The sequence below is a fragment of the Pseudomonas sp. GM60 genome, assembly GCF_000282415.1.
Classification (GTDB): Bacteria; Pseudomonadota; Gammaproteobacteria; order Pseudomonadales; family Pseudomonadaceae; genus Aquipseudomonas; species Aquipseudomonas migulae.
In genome coordinates this window covers 1-18,982 of record NZ_AKJI01000008.1, presented here as the reverse complement: position 1 = coordinate 18,982, position 18,982 = coordinate 1, and the positions used below count along the sequence as shown (strand labels likewise).

14 protein-coding genes are annotated in these 18,982 nt (G+C 58.0%); 3 read left to right on the top strand and 11 right to left on the bottom strand.

The window, feature by feature from the left end:
- Positions 1-12: 12 nt before the first annotated feature.
- The gene (locus PMI32_RS27395; protein WP_008024416.1) at positions 13-906 is read right to left on the bottom strand and encodes a glycine betaine ABC transporter substrate-binding protein; all 894 of its coding nucleotides are present in this window, start codon (positions 904-906) and stop codon (positions 13-15) included.
- A gap of 20 nt (positions 907-926) precedes the next feature.
- Positions 927-1,643, bottom strand: coding sequence for an ABC transporter permease (locus tag PMI32_RS27400; RefSeq protein ID WP_008024415.1), 717 nt, complete (start codon positions 1,641-1,643; stop codon positions 927-929).
- A gap of 580 nt (positions 1,644-2,223) precedes the next feature.
- On the opposite strand from PMI32_RS27400, the gene PMI32_RS27405 reads away from it, so the two are divergent.
- From PMI32_RS27405 to PMI32_RS30205, 3 genes are all read left to right on the top strand, one after another.
- Entirely contained in the window at positions 2,224-3,807 is a 1,584-nt protein-coding gene (locus PMI32_RS27405) for a peptide chain release factor 3 (protein ID WP_008024413.1), read from the top strand.
- A gap of 350 nt (positions 3,808-4,157) precedes the next feature.
- Positions 4,158-4,403: a hypothetical protein gene (locus tag PMI32_RS27410; RefSeq protein ID WP_008024411.1), complete on the top strand. Its 246-nt coding sequence runs from the start codon at positions 4,158-4,160 to the stop codon at positions 4,401-4,403.
- Between the two features lie 198 nt (positions 4,404-4,601).
- On the top strand, positions 4,602-5,885 hold the full coding sequence (locus PMI32_RS30205) for a hypothetical protein (RefSeq protein WP_008024410.1): 1,284 nt from the start codon (positions 4,602-4,604) through the stop codon (positions 5,883-5,885).
- Between the two features lie 228 nt (positions 5,886-6,113).
- On the opposite strand, the gene PMI32_RS27415 is transcribed toward PMI32_RS30205, so the two are convergent.
- The 9 genes from PMI32_RS27415 to PMI32_RS27455 all read right to left on the bottom strand — a co-directional run bounded on the left by PMI32_RS27415 (position 6,114) and on the right by PMI32_RS27455 (position 18,767).
- Entirely contained in the window at positions 6,114-7,094 is a 981-nt protein-coding gene (locus PMI32_RS27415) for a peptide ABC transporter ATP-binding protein (protein WP_008024408.1), read from the bottom strand.
- Complete coding sequence (locus PMI32_RS27420; RefSeq protein ID WP_008024406.1) at positions 7,094-8,062, bottom strand: ABC transporter ATP-binding protein; 969 nt, start codon at positions 8,060-8,062, stop codon at positions 7,094-7,096. The genes PMI32_RS27415 and PMI32_RS27420 overlap by 1 nt, the downstream gene beginning before the upstream one ends.
- A 10-nt stretch (positions 8,063-8,072) precedes the next feature.
- Positions 8,073-8,996: an ABC transporter permease subunit gene (locus PMI32_RS27425; RefSeq protein ID WP_008024403.1), complete on the bottom strand. Its 924-nt coding sequence runs from the start codon at positions 8,994-8,996 to the stop codon at positions 8,073-8,075.
- A gap of 10 nt (positions 8,997-9,006) precedes the next feature.
- Complete coding sequence (locus tag PMI32_RS27430) at positions 9,007-10,017, bottom strand: ABC transporter permease subunit (RefSeq protein ID WP_008024401.1); 1,011 nt, start codon at positions 10,015-10,017, stop codon at positions 9,007-9,009.
- 74 nt (positions 10,018-10,091) lie between these two features.
- Positions 10,092-11,687, bottom strand: coding sequence for an ABC transporter substrate-binding protein (locus PMI32_RS27435; protein ID WP_008024399.1), 1,596 nt, complete (start codon positions 11,685-11,687; stop codon positions 10,092-10,094).
- Positions 11,688-11,764: 77 nt separating this feature from the next.
- On the bottom strand, positions 11,765-13,198 hold the full coding sequence (locus tag PMI32_RS27440; RefSeq protein ID WP_008024397.1) for an OprD family porin: 1,434 nt from the start codon (positions 13,196-13,198) through the stop codon (positions 11,765-11,767).
- Between the two features lie 173 nt (positions 13,199-13,371).
- Positions 13,372-14,973, bottom strand: a complete 1,602-nt coding sequence (locus PMI32_RS27445; protein WP_008024394.1) for an ABC transporter substrate-binding protein — start codon at positions 14,971-14,973, stop codon at positions 13,372-13,374.
- A 308-nt stretch (positions 14,974-15,281) separates the two neighbouring features.
- Positions 15,282-16,907: an ABC transporter substrate-binding protein gene (locus PMI32_RS27450; RefSeq protein ID WP_008024393.1), complete on the bottom strand. Its 1,626-nt coding sequence runs from the start codon at positions 16,905-16,907 to the stop codon at positions 15,282-15,284.
- A 258-nt stretch (positions 16,908-17,165) separates the two neighbouring features.
- Positions 17,166-18,767, bottom strand: a complete 1,602-nt coding sequence (locus PMI32_RS27455; RefSeq protein ID WP_008024392.1) for an ABC transporter substrate-binding protein — start codon at positions 18,765-18,767, stop codon at positions 17,166-17,168.
- Positions 18,768-18,982: the final 215 nt, after the last annotated feature.

Genomic DNA, 18,982 nt, shown 5'->3' with positions numbered 1-18,982 from the left:
GACTTTTCCTCCTTAGTTGATGGGGTGCTGGCGCAGGAAATCGGCGGCAACGGATGAAGGGCTTTCGTGATCGACATCGACCCGTGCGTTGAGCTGGCGCATGGTTTCGTCATCGAACAGCTCGGCCAGCGGCTTGATCTCTTGCGCCAGTTGCGGGTGGGCATCGAGGTAAACCTGACGCACCACCGGCGCGGCGGTGTAGTCCGGGAAGTAGTGCTTGTCGTCTTCAAGCAGTTTCAACTTGAAGGCGTTCAAGCGACCGTCGGTGGTGTAGACCAGACCGGCGAACACCTGGCCATTGCGCAGGGCGGTGTAGACCAGGCCTGCATCCATCTGGCGGATGTTTTTGCGTGTCAGGTTCATGCTGTAGAGGTCGACCATGCCGTCCAGACCGTCGGAGCGGTTGGCGAACTCGGTGTCCAGCGCGATCAGGTGATTAGTCTTCGCCTCAGCCTGCATTACCGTGTTCAGCTCGCTGATGGTGTTGATCTGCGGGTAGGCCTTTGCGGTTTTTTCCGGCAGGGCCAGGGCGTAGGTGTTGCTGAACTTCGACGGGGTCAGCCAGACCAGGCCTTTTTTCGCGTCGAGTTCTTTCACCTTGGCGTAGGACTGAGCGCTGTCGAGTTTTTCGGTGACATGGTTGTAGGCCACCAGTGAGACGCCGGTGTATTCCCACATCAGGTCCAGTTGGCCACTTTCGTGGGCACTGCGAGCGAGGTTGCTGCCCAGACCGCCAGTCACCTGGGTGTCATAACCCTTGGTGCGCAGGTACTGGGAGGTGATTTCCGCGAGCAGGGTTTGTTCGGTGAACACCCGGGCGCCGATGCGGATCACCGGTTTTTCAGCGGCTTGGGCGATTCCCGAGAACAGCAGAACGCAGCCTAGTAAAAAGCTTGATGTCTTCATGATTATTCCTTTGCCGAGGCTTAAGACGGGCGCAAGCCGCGTTCGAGCCAGAGGCGGCTGGCGAGTGTCACCAGTCCGTCGAGCAGCAAGGCCAGCAGGGCGGTGCAGGCCGCGCCGAGCAGTAGTTGCGGCTGATTGTTCAGGGCGATTCCGGGGAAAATCAGGCTGCCCAGACTGTTGGCGCCGATCAGGAACGCCAGCGGTGCAGTACCGACGTTGATCGCCAGCGCCACACGCACACCGCCGATGATGATCGGCACGGCGTTCGGCAGTTCGACCTGCCACAGCACTTGAGTCGGCGTCATGCCGATGCCGACGGCCGCTTCTTTCAAAGAACCCTGGACGTTTTTCAGACCTTCATAGGTATTGCGCACGATCGGCAACAGCGAGGCGAGGAACAGGGCGAAGATCGCGGGGCCGCTGCCGATGCCCAGAATCCCCAGAGCAATGGCCAGTACGGCGAGAGGCGGCACGGTGTTGCCGATGTTGAAGAGCTGCATGAAGCGTTCGGCGCGTCCCACCATGGTCGGACGGCTGAGGAAAATACCGGCGGGTATGCCCACAACAAGGGCCGCCAGCATGGAGGCGAGGACGAGAATCAGATGAGCTTGCAGGTAAAACAACAAATCGTCGCGGTACTGTTCGATCGTGTTGATGCCAATCCAGTGGACCAGCAGGGCCAGAAGGGCGACGACAACCGCACCTCCTGTCAGCCCTTTGCCATAGCGAATAGCCACAGGCGGACTCCTTTTTTCTTTGTCGGCGAACGCAGCTTCGTGTGGCAATGCCAGTCCTGGCTGCCGAAGTAAGCGTTCGCGAGAAGCAGCTCTTCATGCACCGAATGCGCTCTTCTGTAGGAGCGAGCCTGCTCGCGAAAAAAGTCCAGACAACGCGTTGATTCAGACCACACGCGTTATTGTTGACGCTCATCGTGAGCAAGCTCGCCCTACAGGGGAGGGCGTACGGCTTTTCGAGCCATAAGCGCAGCCTCGTCAGGCTAACTTGCTGATTTTTCAGCCCCTGGTACGAGTGCCGTAACAGGGGAGTGGACGCCTCCACCTTTTAAAAGGTTCCATAATTGGCAGCAGATAGCCACCCTTGATGACCGAACACGCCCCCGCTCGATGCCATAACGCAACCCTGTAGGAGCCGGCTTGCCGGCGATGAGGGCCGAGAGATCACCGCAAGGCGTACGGCCCCAATCGCCGGCAAGCCGGCTCCTACAAAAGTCCGCGCGTCCGGGCGGGCGGTGGTCCGTGGCGGTCGGTTTGCGCTATACTCGCCGCCCTTTTTTGAATCACCGCCAGGCGATTTCCCATGACCAAACAGGCCGCCGAAGTCGCGAAACGCCGCACTTTCGCCATTATTTCCCACCCCGATGCCGGTAAAACCACCATCACCGAGAAGCTCTTGCTGATGGGCAAGGCGATTGCGGTTGCCGGCACGGTGAAGTCTCGCAAGTCCGACCGCCATGCCACCTCCGACTGGATGGAAATGGAAAAGCAGCGGGGTATCTCGATTACCACGTCGGTCATGCAGTTCCCGTATCGCGATCACATGATCAACCTGCTCGACACCCCGGGCCACGAAGACTTCTCCGAAGATACCTACCGCACCCTGACGGCGGTGGACTCGGCATTGATGGTCCTCGATGGCGGTAAGGGTGTAGAGCCACGGACCATCGCGCTGATGGACGTCTGCCGTCTGCGTGACACGCCGATCGTCAGCTTCATCAACAAACTCGACCGTGACATCCGCGACCCGATCGAACTGCTCGACGAAATCGAAGCGGTCCTGAAGATCAAGGCTGCGCCGATCACCTGGCCGATCGGTTGCTACCGCGATTTCAAAGGCGTTTATCACCTCGCTGACGACTACATCATCGTGTACACCGCCGGCCACGGCCACGAGCGCACCGATGTGAAAATCATCGAAAAGCTCGACTCCGATGAAGCCCGCGCGCACTTGGGCGACGAGTACGATCGCTTCGTTGATCAACTGGAACTGGTTCAGGGCGCCTGCCACGAATTCAACCAGCAGGAATTCCTCGACGGCCAACTGACTCCGGTGTTCTTCGGTACCGCACTGGGCAACTTCGGTGTCGATCACGTGCTCGACGCCGTGGTCAACTGGGCGCCGAAACCGCTGGCCCGTGTCGCCAACGAGCGCACCGTGGAGCCGGTCGAAGAGAAATTCAGTGGCTTCGTGTTCAAGATCCAGGCGAACATGGACCCGAAACACCGCGATCGTATCGCCTTCATGCGCATTTGCTCCGGCAAGTACGAAAAAGGCATGAAGATGCGCCACGTGCGCACCGGCAAGGACGTGCGGATCGGCGATGCCCTGACGTTCTTCTCCTCCGAGCGTGAGCAACTGGAAGAAGCGTTTGCCGGCGACATCATCGGCCTGCACAACCACGGCACAATCCAGATCGGCGACACTTTCACCGAAGGCGAAGTCCTGGGCTTCACCGGTATCCCGCACTTCGCCCCGGAACTGTTCCGTCGCGTGCGTCTGCGTGATCCGCTGAAATCCAAGCAACTGCGCCAAGGCTTGCAGCAATTGGCGGAAGAGGGCGCGACCCAGGTGTTCTTCCCTGAGCGCAGCAACGACATCATCCTCGGCGCCGTCGGTGTGCTGCAGTTCGACGTGGTCGCCAGCCGCTTGAAAGAGGAATACAAGGTTGAGTGCTCCTACGAGCCGATCACCGTGTACTCCGCGCGCTGGATCGATTGCGACGATAAGAAGAAGTTCGAGGAGTTCCGGGTCAAGGCCGTGGAAAACCTCGCGGTCGACGGCGGTGGTCACCTGACCTACCTGGCGCCGACCCGCGTCAACCTGGCGCTGATGGAAGAGCGCTGGCCGGACGTGAAATTCCGTGCGACGCGTGAGCACCACTAATCGCTGAGCTGCAAAACCAGAAGCCCCGGTAGCGAAAGCACCGGGGTTTTTTAATGCCTGTCACAAATCCCCCCTGTAGGAGCCAGCTTGCTGGCGATGGACCAAAGAACGCCGCGTTAATCCTGACAGCACGCGTTATCGTTTACGACCATCGCCAGCAAGCTGGCTCCTACAGAAAAGCATCGTGTTAGCGGGTTTGGTTATAGGCCATATTCACAACCAATCTCTAAAGCCAGCGCATTCCGTCTCTTCGTTAGCGTCCTATCTGGAGAACCCGGCTGATCGGAACTAGATTTCAAAGAGCGCCAGCCAGGTACAGATGTTTCACCTGCAAAAGGATGGAATCGACTATGAACAGGTTGCTACGCGTTGTGCTGCTGTTGAAGGTTTTGCTGATGCTGGCCCTCGGCAGTTCGGCGGTCTGGGCCGAGTGTGAGGATCACGAAAGCCAGGCATCGAGCGGGCAGGCAACGCACACCGGCATGATGATCGCCAAGTCCGAATCAGAGCCCGGTGATCAGGGGCAGGGCGGCAGCGCGGACGATGATGATACGACCACTGACGAGCCGGACAGTGACGAGGAAGAAGGGGCCTGAACGACCGTTGTAGCCCCCGACCAAGGAGTCGAAACCCGCTCTGAAGTTTTAACGGATCATTACCGCTCGTCCAGTTGTTAGCGATAGAGGCCGTCTACTGTCAATTCTGACAGTAGACGGTTTTTTATTTCGCAGCTTATAAGTTGATGCGTCCACGGGTTCGTTTTACACAATGCATCAGCAAGGGAAGTCGACGACATGACCGAGCAATATAAGGTAATTACCACTGGTGAGCTCAACGCTTCTATTGAAGGTTTTGGTGAGTTCACGACTAAGGAAGTGGAATTCATTGGTTCAGACGATGATCCAGATTTTCTATTACAGGGGACGAATTCCGGAAGAGGATTTATTTTTTATCTTCCGAAGTACGAGAGTGAAAAGTACAGTTTGCATCCAGGCAGTGCAGCCAAGGTGTTTTACGAGGTCGGAGGGCGGCTGTACGGGGAGGTCGAAGAAGGATTTATTAAAGTAACAGTTACTAAGCCAGAGACTGTGGTCATTGAATTCGATGTTTCGGTAAAAGAAAGTGCCGGAGAGACCACTATTCGCTTAATCGGGAGTGGCACTTTTAAAGGTAGGGTTCCTTGGGCGAACAGGCACAGGGAGTTGTTGAATGTTGTGCAAGGAGGCGCTCCTTTGTTGTTTGAGGGCCCTGATATTGTTAAGCCCAAACCTGGAGAGGTTTCACCTGGTTTTGAAATTGTCGGAAGAACTGATACTGTGGCTGCTCCAAGTGACTGGGAGCTGCAGATTATCATAGGTTCCACTGTGGTACTCCAGAACACGGGGCAGTCTGGTCGTGAGTTTTCATATGATGTCCCCGCGAATCTAATCCCGCTGAACACAAAGTTTTATTTTAGACTCGACTATTATATCTGGCCGATTTGGAGTAGGTGGACATATTCTGGCGATATGATAATGGGAATGAGTCCGCCCGAAGTTCTCTTTCCAAAAAAAGATTCTGCACTATCTCCAAGATCAAGGATCTTTGGTAAAGGGGCTCCTGGGGCTACAGTTCGCCTATATGAAGCAGGCAGTGGTGCTATTCTCTACGGCACTGCCACGGTGGGTGTTGACGGAAGTTGGGAGTGTATACCCGACCTGAATTTGCCAACTAAGTACTTTCCTCTCACAGTAGATCAAGTTTTGAACGGTGTGGCTTCTGGTTATTCAGACCCTGTCTATTGTCACGTTAGCCCTTTATCCAAACCTGTTATTGAGCTTCCTCAACAAGGTGGAACAGTGGGGTCACCGCCTACGATCTCGGGGAGAGGAGGACTGCCTGGCGCTTCAGTCCAATTGCATCAGCATAACGATCCTTTAAATGTTTACAGCCGCGCTGATGTAAATGCTCAAGGTCGATGGGCAATGAGATCCTGGTCGAAAGTGCCTCCAAAAGGGAGTTTTCGCATGACGGCTCGCCAAGTTAACGGCGTGGATGTCTCTGATTGGGCTGAAGGAGTAGATGTAATCATCGTGTAAGTTATCGTTGACCTTCTCCTCAGCTCCGTTAAATAACAACGACCACCGCGCAGGCGGCAGCGAGGCGTAGTTCGCAGACAAAGAATCCTTCTACAGGGCTGATGCGCAGTCCTGTAGAAGGAAACGATTGAAACTGTGCAGGTGCCTGTTCACGAAGGCGGTACGTCAGTCGACATTTATGTTGACCTGGTATATCGCCTTCGCGAGCAAAATCACCCCCCACATTTTTTACGCCGCGCCGTCGAGGAATTGCTCGGCGTAGTGGCAAGCCACCTGGCGGTTATCGAGAGGGCGCAGGGCTGGCTCTTCGGTTTTGCAACGGTCGGTCGCGTACGGGCAACGCTTGTGGAAAGCGCAGCCCGACGGCGGGTTCAGCGGGTTGGGCAACTCGCCGACGATCTTGATCTTCGGCTTGTTCGGGTCCGGGTGAATGGTCGGTGTGGCCGACAGCAACGCCTGGGTGTACGGGTGCAGCGGACGCTCGTAGATGTCGTTCTTCGGGCCCATTTCCACCGGGCGACCGAGGTACATCACCATCACGTCATCGGCAACGTGTTGCACCACGGCCAGGTTGTGCGAGATGAACACGTAGGCGGTGTTGAACTCTTGCTGCAGATCCATGAACAGGTTCAGCACCTGCGCCTGGATCGACACGTCCAGCGCCGAGGTCGGTTCGTCCGCGACCAGCACTTTTGGTTGCAGCATCATGGCGCGGGCGAGGGCGATCCGCTGGCGCTGACCGCCGGAGAACATGTGCGGATAGCGCTGGTAATGCTCAGGGCGCAAACCCACCTGCTTCATCATCGCCTGCACTTTCTCGCGACGCTCGGCGGCGCTGAGGCTGGTGTTGATCAGCAGCGGCTCGGCGAGTTGATCACCGACTTTCTGCCGAGGGTTCAACGAGGCGTACGGGCTCTGGAACACCATCTGCACGTCTTTGCGCAGTTGTTTGCGTTGAGCCTTGTCAGCACCGGCGACTTCCTGCCCGGCGATTTTCAAGGAGCCGGAAGACGGCTCTTCGATCAGCGTCAGGGCACGGGCCAGGGTGGATTTGCCGCAACCGGATTCGCCCACGACAGCGAGGGTCTTGCCGGCTTCCAGTTCAAACGACACACCGTTCAGGGCGCGTACGGTCGCATGGCCCTTGAACAGGCCGCGGGACACTTCGTAGTGACGGGTGAGGTCGCGGGCGGTAAGTACGACGGCCATTACGCCACCTCCTGGTTCAGCGGGTAGAAGCAGCGGGCGAGGCTGTTGCTTTTCGGGTCAAGGGCCGGACGCTGCGCACGGCAGCTGTCCTGCACATACGGGCAGCGCGGCGACAGCAGGCAGCCTTGCGGACGGTCGTAACGACCGGGAACGATGCCCGGCAATGTCGACAGGCGTGAGGCGCCGAGGCTGTGTTCCGGAATCGCCTTGAGCAGCGCTTCGCTGTACGGGTGCGCCGGAATGTCGAACAGTTGTGGCACCTGACCAACCTCTACGGCCTGGCCGGCGTACATCACGCACACACGCTGGGCCGTTTCGGCCACGACCGCGAGGTCGTGAGTGATCAGCACCAGGCCCATGTTCTGCTCTTTCTGCAACGCCAGGAGCAGGTCCATGATCTGCGCCTGAATCGTCACGTCCAAAGCTGTGGTCGGTTCGTCGGCGATCAGCAGTTTCGGCTCACCGGCAATCGCCATGGCGATTGCAACACGCTGGCTCATACCGCCCGACAGTTGATGCGGGTAGGCCTCCATACGGCTGGCGGCGCCCGGGATTTCCACTTTTTCCAGCAGTTCGATGGCGCGTTTGCGCGCTTGCTTGCCGGACATTTTCAGGTGCAGGCGCAGCACTTCTTCGATCTGGAAACCGACGGTGTAGCTCGGGTTCAGCGCGGTCATCGGGTCCTGGAAGACCATGGCCAGGTCTTTGCCGACGATTTGCCGACGCTGACGGTTGCTGAGCTTGAGCATGTTCTTGCCGTCGAAATTCAGGGCGTCGGCGGTGACGATCCCCGGATGCTCGATCAGGCCCATCAGCGCCATCATGGTCACGGATTTACCCGAACCCGACTCGCCAACGATGGCCAGCACTTCGCCCTTGTCCACGGAAATGTCGAGCCCGTCGACCACCGGAACGGCGTTCTTGTCGCCGAAGCGAACGTTGAGATTCTTGATTTCTAACAGTGACATTTGAATCTCCTCAGGCGGCGTTCTTGAGTTTCGGGTCCAGCGCATCGCGCAGGCCGTCGCCCATCAAGTTGATTGCCAGCACGCTGAGCAAAATGGTCAAACCAGGCAGACTTACTACCCACCAGGCGCGTTCGATGTAGTCGCGAGCCGAAGCCAGCATGGTGCCCCACTCAGGGGTTGGCGGTTGTACGCCAAGGCCCAGGAAGCCAAGGGCTGCGGCATCGAGAATCGCCGAGGAGAAACTCAGGGTGGCCTGAACGATCAGCGGCGCCATGCAGTTGGGCAGCACGGTGACGAACATCAGGCGTGGCAGACCGGCACCGGCCAGGCGCGCGGCGGTCACGTAGTCGCGGTTCAGCTCGCCCATCACCGCGGCGCGGGTCAGACGAACATAGGACGGCAACGAAACCACGGCGATGGCAATGATGGTGTTGATCAGGCCAGGGCCGAGGATGGCGACAATCGCCACGGCCAGCAGCAGCGAGGGCAGGGCCAGCATGATGTCCATCAGACGCATGATGGTCGGGCCAAGGATGCGCGGGAAGAAGCCGGCGAACAGACCGAGCAGGATGCCCGGGATCAGCGACATCACCACCGACGACAAGCCGATCAGCAGGGACAGGCGCGAACCGTTGATCAGGCGCGACAGCAGGTCGCGGCCCAGCTCATCGGTGCCGAGCAGGAACTGGATTTGCCCACCTTCCAGCCAGGACGGCGGGGTCAGCAGGAAGTCACGGTATTGCTCACTCGGGTTATGTGGCGAGACCCACGGCGCGAAGATCGCGCAGAAGATCACCAGCAACATGAACATCAGGCCGGCGACGGCGCCTTTGTTCTTGGAGAACGCTTGCCAGAATTCTTTGTACGGGGACGGGTACAGCAGGCTTTGATCGACTGTTACCGCTTGATTTGTAGTTGAAGCTGGAGTGGTCATGGTCATGATCTCAGCGCTGGTGACGGATGCGTGGGTTGGCGAAGCCGTAGAGGATATCCACGATGAAGTTCACCAGAATCACCAGGCAGGCGATTAACAGGATGCCGTTTTGCACCACGGGATAATCCCGTGCGCCAATGGCTTCGATCAGCCATTTGCCGATGCCGGGCCACGAGAAGATGGTTTCGGTCAGGACCGCACCGGCCAGCAGTGTGCCGACTTGCAGGCCGACCACGGTCAGTACCGGAATCAGTGCGTTGCGCAGGCCGTGTACGAACACTACGCGCGACGGCGACAGGCCTTTGGCCTTGGCGGTCCGGATGTAGTCTTCGCGCAGCACTTCGAGCATCGAAGAACGGGTCATCCGCGCAATCACCGCCAGCGGGATGGTGCCGAGCACGATGGCCGGCAGGATCAGGTGATGCAGGGCATCGAGGAACGCACCGACGTCATCGGCCAGCAGCGTGTCGATGAGCATGAAGCCGGTGCGCGGCTCGATGTCATAGAGCAGGTCGATCCGCCCGGACACCGGGGTCCAGCCCAGGGACACCGAGAAGAACATGATCAGGATCAGGCCCCACCAGAAGATCGGCATCGAATATCCCGCCAGGGAGATGCCCATCACCCCGTGGTCGAACAGGGATCCTCGCTTGAGTGCCGCGATCACCCCGGCCAGAAGGCCCAGGATGCCGGCGAACAACAGGGCGGCCATGGACAGTTCCAGGGTCGCGGGGAATAGAGAGCTGAACTCGCTCCACACGCTTTCACGGGTACGCAGGGATTCGCCGAGATCGCCATGAGCCAGTTTGCCGATGTAGTCCAGGTATTGGGCATACAGCGGTTTGTTCAGACCTAGGCGTTCCATTGCCTGAGCATGCATTTCGGGGTCGACTCGTCGTTCGCCCATCATTACTTCCACGGGGTCGCCTGGAATCATGCGAATCAACGCGAAAGTCAGCAAGGTGATGCCGAAGAACGTGGGGATCAATAACCCCAATCGGCGGGCAATAAAACTAAACATCTTCTGGTGTACCTCATCAGCCGGTTAGGCGTGCCTGGTGTCCCTGGAGTCAGGGACACCGGGAGTTTTCTTATCTACTTCACCTGGGTGGTGGCGAAGTTATTAGTGGTGAGGGGGCTAATGTGATAGCCCTCTACGTTGTTGCGCATAGCGGTGAACATTCTAGTGTGCGCCATGCTGATCCATGGCTGGTCCTGGTTAAAAATAACCTGGGCCTGCTCGTACAGCGCTGCCCGCTCGGCCGGATCGGTTTTTTCGCGAGCCTGGTCGATCAGCGCCTGGAACTTGTCATTGCACCAGCGTGCATAGTTTTCGCCGTTCTTCGCGGCTTCGCAACTGAGCATAGGCGTCAGGAAGTTATCCGGGTCGCCGTTATCACCCGCCCATCCGGCGGAAACCATGTCGTGCTCGCCGTTTTTCGCGCGTTTGAGCATTTCGCCCCATTCCATCACGCGAATGTCGATCTTGATCCCGACCTTGGCCAGGTCAGCCTGCATCATCTGCGCGCCGAGCATCGGGTTCGGGTTGGTCGGGCCGCCACCGTTGCGGGTGAACAGGGTGAAGGTGGTGCCTTCCGATACGCCGGCTTCCTTGAGCAGGGCGCGGGCCCTGTCCAGATCGCGGGCCGGGTTTTTCAGGCTGTGGTTGTAGCCCAGCAGCGTGTCCGGGAACGGGTTGACCGCCACTGTCGCATTGCCTTTACCAAACAGCGCGTTGACATAAGCCTCTTTATCGAAGGCGATGTCGATGGCTTTGCGCACACGCACGTCGCTCATGTACTTGTGCGTGGTGTTCATGGCGATGTACGAAACGGTCATCGCGTTCAGTTCATCGACGCTCAGTTTGGCGTCTTTCTTGATGCTCGGGATGTCATCCGGCTTTGGATACAGCGCAACCTGGCACTCGTTGGCCTTGAGCTTCTGCAGGCGCACGTTGTTGTCGGTGGCGATGGCCAGGATCAACGAGTCAGCCGGCGGCTTGCCACGGAAGTAGTCCGGGTTGGCCTTGAAGCGAACCTGGGCGTCCTTGGCGTAACGCTGGAAAACGAACGGGCCGGTGCCGACCGGTTTGTTGTTGAGTTCGCCGGTCTTGTTCGCCTTGAGCAGCTGGTCGGCGTACTCGGCAGGGTAAATCGAGGAGAACGCCATGGCGATGTCGGCCAGGAACGGCGCTTCGCGGCGGGTCAGGGTGAATTTGACCGTGTTGTCGTCAACTTTCTCGACGCTTTTCAGCAGTTCCTTGAAGCCCATGCTTTCAAAGTACGGGAAGCCCACGCTCGACAGTTTGTGCCACGGGTGATTCGGGTCCAGTTGACGCTGGAAGCTCCAGACCACGTCGTCGGCGTTCATGTCGCGGGTCGGCTTGAAGTATTCGGTGGTGTGAAACTTGACACCTTTGCGCAGGTGGAACGTGTAGGTCAGGCCGTCTTCGCTGATGTCCCAGGACTCGGCCAGTGCCGGAATCACTTCGGTGGTACCGGGCTTGAAGTCCGCCAGGCGGTTGAAGATGGTTTCGGCCACCGCATCGGCTGTGACTGCAGTCGTGTATTGAACCATGTCGAAGCCTTCCGGACTGGCTTCGGTGCAAACCACCAAGGGTTTGGCCGAGACGCCAACGGCAACACTCAGCAACGCGGCAGCGATGGCCGCACGTAGGGGAAGCATTTTCATCAAGAGCCCTCTGCAATCAGTTAAGGACAAAAGCCGAACGGTAGATTCGTCACTGAATCAGCCGTTCGGCGGGTGCATTACAGAACGTTGAACGGGATGGTGGTCACGAGACGGAACTCGTTGATGCTGCCGTCAGCCTGGTTTTCGCTGGCGCGATGCGTGGTGTAAGTCGCACGAATAGCGGTGGCTTTGAGCGGGCCGCTTTGTACGGCGTACGACGCACCGATACCGTATTCATAGTGGTGTTCGCCATCCTGGGCCTGGATGCCGTCGTAGCCTTTGTCTTTGACGCCGCCGTTGCCGTTGTAGTGAGTGCCGTCAATGCCCCAGCCGCGAGCCTGGTAGATGTTGAACTTCAGGCCTGGCACGCCGTATTCAGCCATGTTCAGGCCGTAGGCGATCTGGAAGGATTTCTCGTTCGGGCCGTTGAAGTCCGACAGCAGGGAGTTGGCCAGGTAGATGCCGTTGGTTTCGTGCAGGTAGTCGAAGTACTCGTTACCGTTCACTTCCTGGTAGGAGAAGGTCAGGGAGTGAGCCTGGTGAGTCAGGCCGAACGACAGGGAATAGGTGTCGTTGTCGATGTCGCCGATCAGGGCTTTACCTTCGTCCTGGGTTTTGTAGTAGTTCAGGCCGGTGGTCAGGCTCAGCACCGAGCTGTCGCCCAGTACGTGGGACGCGCCGACGTAGTACTGGTTCCAGATGTCTTCGGCCTGGGTTGCCCAGAGGCTGGTGGTCAGGCTGGCGAACGGCGTGTAGGTGATACCGCCGGTGTAGATGTGATCGGATTCAACGATGCCGTTGGCGTATTCGGTGCGGAATTTACGCTGGCTTTGTTCGGTACGCGGAGAGTTGCGGTCGAAGGTGCCGACGTCGAAGGTCAGGTTTTCCAACTCTTCGCTGTGCAGCGTCACACCTTCGAAGCTCGAAGGCAGTGGACGGTTACCGATGACGTCCACTTGCGGGCTGCTGAAGTTCTGGCGACCGGCCGTCAGCGTGGTGTTGGAGAAACGGGCCTTGACGTTGGCCAGGCCCAGTTTGCTCCACTGGTCTACGGCATCGCCACCTTCTTCGGTCAGCGTACGGTTATACCCCGCCTTTGGACGATCACCCGGTGCACCACCGAAGCGAGAGGCCAAGTCTTCGCGATCACGATTCAGGGCGATGGCATTGTAGGCCGCGACCTCGGTGCTGAAACCGACAGTACCTTCGGTAAAGCCCGAGTTGTACTTGATGATGGTGCCCTGGACCCAGTTGATACGGCGGTCTGTGTCGGTCAATACGCCACTTTTGTTGTACTGGAACTTGGCGCCGCGCTTCAGCTGCTCATTCGCATACCAGTTGCGCGTGGAACCGGTGACCGATTGCCCTTCAACAAAGCCGGTGGCTTCGCTTTGGGCGCTCTTTTCCTTGACGGTGACCGGTGTGAAAGCCTGACTCTGGGACTCAGCGTAGGCCGTGGCGGTAACGCTGCTGATGGCCAGGGCCAATAACGCGGTGCTGCTCAGTTTCATGGGTGAAGCTCCTTTCTTTCTTTTTTTATACCGGTCTTTTTTTGTGATCCGGCTATTGGTTTTGGAACTCATACAAGGCTTCGCAAACGTTTGCTGTCGGCCTGATCGGCAAATAACGGCAATACGCTTGCGTGAGGGCGGAATCCGCCCCCAGCGTTTTTTTGGCTAATCGGTTATTTGTCGATACTGACGCCCGAGAACACGTTGCGGCCGAAAGGACTTACCTTGAATCCTTCGACTTTGGCGCTTAACGGCTGGTTGACCGTCGAGTGAGCGACAGGCGTGATCGGCACTTGCTGCTTGAGCAACTGCTGAGCCTGTTTGTAAAGCACGGTGCGCTGGTCACGGTCGGTGACGACCTTGGCCTGCTTGATCAGCTTGTCGTAAGCCGGATCACACCATTGGGAGTAGTTGTTGCCGCCAATGGCGTCGCAGCTGTAAAGCGTGCCGAGCCAGTTGTCCGGGTCCCCATTGTCACCGGTCCAGCCAATCAGGCTGACGTCGTGCTCGCCATTCTTGGTGCGCTTGATGTACTCGCCCCATTCGTAGCTGACGATCTTCACTTTGAGACCGATCTTCGCCCAGTCTGCCTGGAGCATCTCGGCCATCAACTTGGCGTTGGGGTTGTAGGGACGCTGAACCGGCATCGCCCACAGGGTAATTTCGGTGCCTTCTTTCACGCCGGCAGCCTTGAGCAGTTCCTTGGCTTTTTCCGGGTTGTAGGCGGCGTCTTTAATGGTCTCGTCGTAGGACCATTGGGTCGGCGGCATGGCGTTTTGCGCCAGTTGACCGGCGCCTTGGTAAACGGCGTTGAGAATGCTTTGCTTGTTCACCGCCATGTCCAGCGCCTGGCGCACTTCGAGCTGGTCGAATGGCTTGTGGCGCACGTTGTAGGCGATGTAACCGAGGTTGAAGCCAGGCTTTTCGATGAGCTTGAGATTCGCGTCGTTCTTCAGCGCTTCGACATCGGCAGGACGTGGGTGCAGGGTGATCTGGCACTCGTTGGCCTTGAGTTTCTGCACCCGCACCGACGCGTCGGTGTTGATGGCGAAAATCAGGTTGTCGAGCTTGACCCGGCTCGGGTCCCAGTACTGCTTGTTGCCGCTGTAACGGATGTTGGAGTCTTTCTGGTAGCTCTTGAACACGAACGGCCCGGTGCCGATCGGCTTCTGGTTGATGTCGCTCGGCTTGCCTTCGGCCAGCAGCTTGTCGGCGTATTCGGCGGACAGGATGGCAGCGAAGCTCATGGCGATGTTCTGGATGAACGCGGCGTCCACGCTGTTGAGCGTCATGACCACGGTCAGCGGCCCGGTCTTTTCGACCTTGGCGATGTTCTTGTTCAGGCTCATCCCGTTGAAATAGGGGAACTCGGTTGGATAAGCCTTACGGAAAGGTTGCTGCGGATCGAGCATGCGATTGAAGGTGAACAGCACGTCATCGGCGTTGAAATCACGGCTCGGCGTGAAGTACTTGGTCGTATGAAATTTCACCCCTTCGCGCAGGTGAAAGGTGTACTTGAGGCCGTCTTCGGAAATATCCCAGCTCTTTGCCAGGCCTGGTACGACGTTGGTGGCGCCTTTTTCGAACTCTGCCAATCGGTTGTACAACGGCTCGGCGGCGTCGTTATCGGTCGCGGTCGTGTACTGCGCGGTGTCGAAGCCAGCCGGGCTGCCTTCGGAGCAGAACACCAGGCTGTTGTTGGCGGCCTGGCTGATGGAAGTGGCGGCCAGCAGGCCGGTGCCCAGCAATGCGGATAAAACCAAGGTATGGCGCATGACGCTCCCTTTTCTCTTTCGCTAAGTGTTTTCAATGCGCCGCTGTCCCGTCCGGGGACGTGGAGGCGTCACTGATCTCAAGCCATGATGTGCAGCAATAACCGAGAACCCACGCGTGCACTGGTCAGAACCCGACGGTAAGAGCCGCGAGTCTGGCAGTAAATGCGTAGAGTCCTAAAGACTCGTAGGAAAGGGCAACGCGTCCGACGCCGCAGCTGTAATGCTCAGCGGAATAGGATGTAGGTTGTTTCCTGCTTTCTCGGTAGAAAAAGCAACGGCGACGTCAAAAACGTCGCCGTTGCCAAATCTTATTTGCTGACGCTAACGCCGTAGAAGGAGTTCAAGCCGAATGGGCTGATCTTGAAATCCTGCACTTCGTTGCGCATGGGTTGGAACACCGTCGAGTGAGCGATAGGTGTCATTGGAACAGCGTCTTTGAGGACGTGTTGCGCCTGCTTGTACAGTTCGGTGCGCTTGCCCTGGTCGGTCGTGCGCTTGGCTTCTTTGACGATGCCGTCGAACTTCTTGTCGCACCACTTGGAGAAGTTGTTGCCTTGCAGCGAGTCGCAGCCGAACAGCACGTTCAGCCAGTTGTCCGGGTCACCGTTGTCGCCGCTCCAGCCAATCAGCATCGCGCCGTTTTCGCCGCCTTTGGAGCGCTTGATGTACTCGCCCCATTCGTAGCTCTGGATTTTGGCCTTGATACCGATCTTCGCCCAGTCTGCCTGGAGCATCTCGGCCATCAGCTTGGCGTTCGGATTGTACGGACGCTGCACCGGCATTGCCCATAGAACGATTTCGGTGCCTTCCTTCACACCGGCTTCCTTGAGCAGCTCCTTGGCTTTCTCAGGGTTGTACGGAGCATCCACGATGGTGGTGTCGTAAGACCACTGGGTCGGTGGCATGGCGTTGACGGCCTTTTGACCTGCACCCTGGTAAACCGAGTCGATGATCTGTTGTTTGTTGACGGCCATGTCCAGTGCCTGACGCACTTTCAGTTGGGCCATCGGGTTCGGCTTGTCGTCACCCTTGATCTTGTCCATCACGTTGTAGGCGATGTAACCCAGGTTGAAACCGGCCTGGTCAGGCACTTTCAGGGTTTTGTCTTCTTTCAGCGCCTTCAGGTCGGCCGGACGCGGGAACAGAGTGATCTGGCACTCGCCCTTTTTCAGCTTCTGGATACGCACCGACGGGTCGGTGGTGATGGCGAAGATCAGGTTGTCGATCTTGACGTCGTCAGGCTTCCAGTAGTCCTTGTTCCCGGTGTAGCGGATGTTGGAGTCTTTCTGGTAGCTCTTGAACACGAACGGACCAGTGCCGACCGGCTTCTGGTTGATGTCGGCGGCTTTGCCTTCCTTGAGCAGCTGGGCTGCGTACTCGGCGGACTGCACCGAGGCGAAGCTCATGGCCATGTTCTGGATGAACGCGGCATCTACTTCTTTGAGGGTGAACTTGACGGTGTGGTCGTCGACTTTATCGATCTTGGTGATGTTGGTGTCCATCCCCATGTCGGTGAAGTACGGGAATTCGGTCGGGTACGCCTTACGGAACGGATCATCCTTGTTAATCATGCGATTAAAGGTGAACAGCACGTCGTCGGCGTTGAACTCGCGAGTCGGCTTGAAGTACGGGGTAGTGTGGAACTTGACGCCTTCACGCAGGTGGAAGGTGTAAGTCAGGCCATCATCGGAGATGTCCCACTTGGTCGCCAGACCAGGAATAACGGCGGTGCCGCCGCGCTCGAACTGAGTCAGACGGTTGAACATGGTTTCGGCAGAGGCGTCGAAGTCGGTTCCGGTGGTGTACTGACCAGGATCAAAACCGGCCGGGCTCCCTTCGGAGCAGAACACCAGGTTAGTCGCCGCTTGGGCGAAAGGTGCGGCAGCTAACAAGCTGGCGCCGACTAAAAACGGAATGACCGCGTGTTTAAGCATGGTGGCCTCATGATTTGTTGTCATTTTTGAATTTGAGGACGACCTCGTGAGTCGTGCCTGCGGATACTTATGCAGGGGCCATACCCAATGCAAGATGTTGAATGGCCACAAGCCTTAAACAGTGGCACGAACGTACCTTAATGTCGCATATGTATAAATTGACGCGCATTTGACCGTTTGCGTGTATTTTTTTCGGTGCAAACCACGCACTGACGAAGGGCAACCGGGGCGCTGGGCGCACCCGGTTGGCGCGCGGTGTTACTTATTTATACCCACACCATAGAAGGGTGTGAGGCCGAACGGGCTGATCTTGAAGTCGGTGACTTCCTTGCGCAGCGGCTGGAACACCGTCGAGTTGGCGATTGGCGTGATAGGCACCTGTTGCTTAAGGATTTGTTGGGCCTGTTGATACAGTTTCACCCGCTGCTGTTTGTCCGTGGACACCTTGGCTTGCTGGACGAGTTTGTCGTAGGCCGGGTCGCACCACTTGGCGTAGTTGCTGCCCTTCACGGCCGCGCAGCTGTAGAGCACGCCGAGCCAGTTGTCGGGGTCGCCGTTGTCGCCGGTCCAGCCGTAGATCATCGCGTCGTGTTCACCGTTCTTGGCGCGCTTGATGTACTCGCCCCATTCATAGCTGACGATGTTGGCCTTGATGCCGACCTTCTCCCAATCCTGTTGGATCATCTGCGCCGACATCCGCGCATTGGGGTTGGAGGCACGCTGCACGGTCATGGCCCACAAATTAATGGTGGTACCGGGTGCAACCCCTGCTTCTTTCAGTAGCGCCCGGGCTTTTGTCGGGTCGTGGGGGGCATCCTTGATGCTCGGGTCATACGACCATTGCGCGGGTGGCAAGGCGTTTTGCGCCAGTTGCCCGGCACTCTGGTAGACAGCCTTGATGATCGCCGGTTTGTCGATCGCCATGTCCAGGGCCTGACGCACCTTGAGCTGGTCAAGCGGCGGGTGTGTCACGTTGTAGGCCAGGAAGCCGAGGTTGAACCCGGCCTGCTTGAGCACGCGCAGGTTCGGGTCTTTATCCATCACCTCGATGTCGGCCGGGCGCGGGTAACCGCTGACCTGGCACTCGCCGGCCTTGAGTTTCTGCAAGCGCACGGCGGCGTCCGGGGTGATCGAGAACACCAGGTTGTCGATTTTCACGTCCTCGGGTTTCCAGTACGCCTTGTTGGCGACGTAGCGGATCTGCGAGTCCTTTTGATAGCGCTTGAACACGAACGGGCCGGTGCCGACGGGTTTCTGGTTGATGTCGGCCGCTTTGCCTTCCTTTAACAATTGCGCGCCGTACTCGGCGGATTGCACTGAAGCAAAACTCATCGCCAGGTTCTGGATGAAGGCGGCGTCGATGTTGTTCAGGCTGAAGCGCACGGTGTGTTCGTCGATTTTGTCGACGCTCTTGATCGTTTTGTTCAGGTCCATGTCGGTGAAGTACGGGGACTCGGCGGGATAGGCCTTGCGGAACGCATTCTCCGGGTCGAGCAGGCGCTGGAAGGTGAACAGCACGTCGTCGGCGTTGAAGTCGCGGGTCGGGGTGAAATAGTCGGTGGTGTGGAATTTCACGCCGTCGCGCAGGTGGAAGGTGTAGGTGAGGCCGTCTTTTGATACGTCCCAGTTTGTCGCCAGCCCGGGTTCGACTTCGGTGCCGCCGCGTTTGAATTGGGTGAGGCGGTTGAAGACGGTTTCGGCCGAGGCGTCGAAGTCGGTGCCGCTGGTGTATTGGCTGGGGTCGAAGCCGGCGGGGCTGGCTTCGGAGCAGTAGACCAGGGTGGTGGCGGCTTGTGCGAATGGGGCGGTTGTTGCGAGGGCTAGGGCGAGCAGGAGTGGTTTGACGGTGGTTCTTTCCATGGAGTCCCCGGGGGTTTGGGTCGCTGTGTTTTCCTCAGGGTAGCGTCGTAGATGGGGTGGGCGGAAATATCCGTTTGTGAGGGGGACCCCTCTATCTCGGTATATTCAGGCTGGTTGCCTGTTGTGTGCACGTTCAAAATGTAGGAGCCGGCTTGCTGGCGATGGCGGCCTTATGGCCGACCATTTTCTTCCAGGTGTACATATCCATTCCTGCG

Excerpts from the sequence above, each read along its gene's own strand:
- PMI32_RS27425 (WP_008024403.1), bottom strand. The coding sequence starts at position 8,996 with ATGACCACTCCAGCTTCAACTACAAATCAAGCGGTAACAGTCGATCAA.
- PMI32_RS27415 (WP_008024408.1), bottom strand. The coding sequence starts at position 7,094 with ATGGCCGTCGTACTTACCGCCCGCGACCTCACCCGTCACTACGAAGTG.
- PMI32_RS27455 (WP_008024392.1), bottom strand. The coding sequence starts at position 18,767 with ATGGAAAGAACCACCGTCAAACCACTCCTGCTCGCCCTAGCCCTCGCA.
- PMI32_RS27435 (WP_008024399.1), bottom strand. The coding sequence starts at position 11,687 with ATGAAAATGCTTCCCCTACGTGCGGCCATCGCTGCCGCGTTGCTGAGT.
- PMI32_RS27410 (WP_008024411.1), top strand. The coding sequence starts at position 4,158 with ATGAACAGGTTGCTACGCGTTGTGCTGCTGTTGAAGGTTTTGCTGATG.
- PMI32_RS27430 (WP_008024401.1), bottom strand. The coding sequence starts at position 10,017 with ATGTTTAGTTTTATTGCCCGCCGATTGGGGTTATTGATCCCCACGTTC.
- PMI32_RS27420 (WP_008024406.1), bottom strand. The coding sequence starts at position 8,062 with ATGTCACTGTTAGAAATCAAGAATCTCAACGTTCGCTTCGGCGACAAG.
- PMI32_RS27450 (WP_008024393.1), bottom strand. The coding sequence starts at position 16,907 with ATGCTTAAACACGCGGTCATTCCGTTTTTAGTCGGCGCCAGCTTGTTA.
- PMI32_RS27440 (WP_008024397.1), bottom strand. The coding sequence starts at position 13,198 with ATGAAACTGAGCAGCACCGCGTTATTGGCCCTGGCCATCAGCAGCGTT.
- PMI32_RS30205 (WP_008024410.1), top strand. The coding sequence starts at position 4,602 with ATGACCGAGCAATATAAGGTAATTACCACTGGTGAGCTCAACGCTTCT.
- PMI32_RS27445 (WP_008024394.1), bottom strand. The coding sequence starts at position 14,973 with ATGCGCCATACCTTGGTTTTATCCGCATTGCTGGGCACCGGCCTGCTG.
- PMI32_RS27395 (WP_008024416.1), bottom strand. The coding sequence starts at position 906 with ATGAAGACATCAAGCTTTTTACTAGGCTGCGTTCTGCTGTTCTCGGGA.
- PMI32_RS27405 (WP_008024413.1), top strand. The coding sequence starts at position 2,224 with ATGACCAAACAGGCCGCCGAAGTCGCGAAACGCCGCACTTTCGCCATT.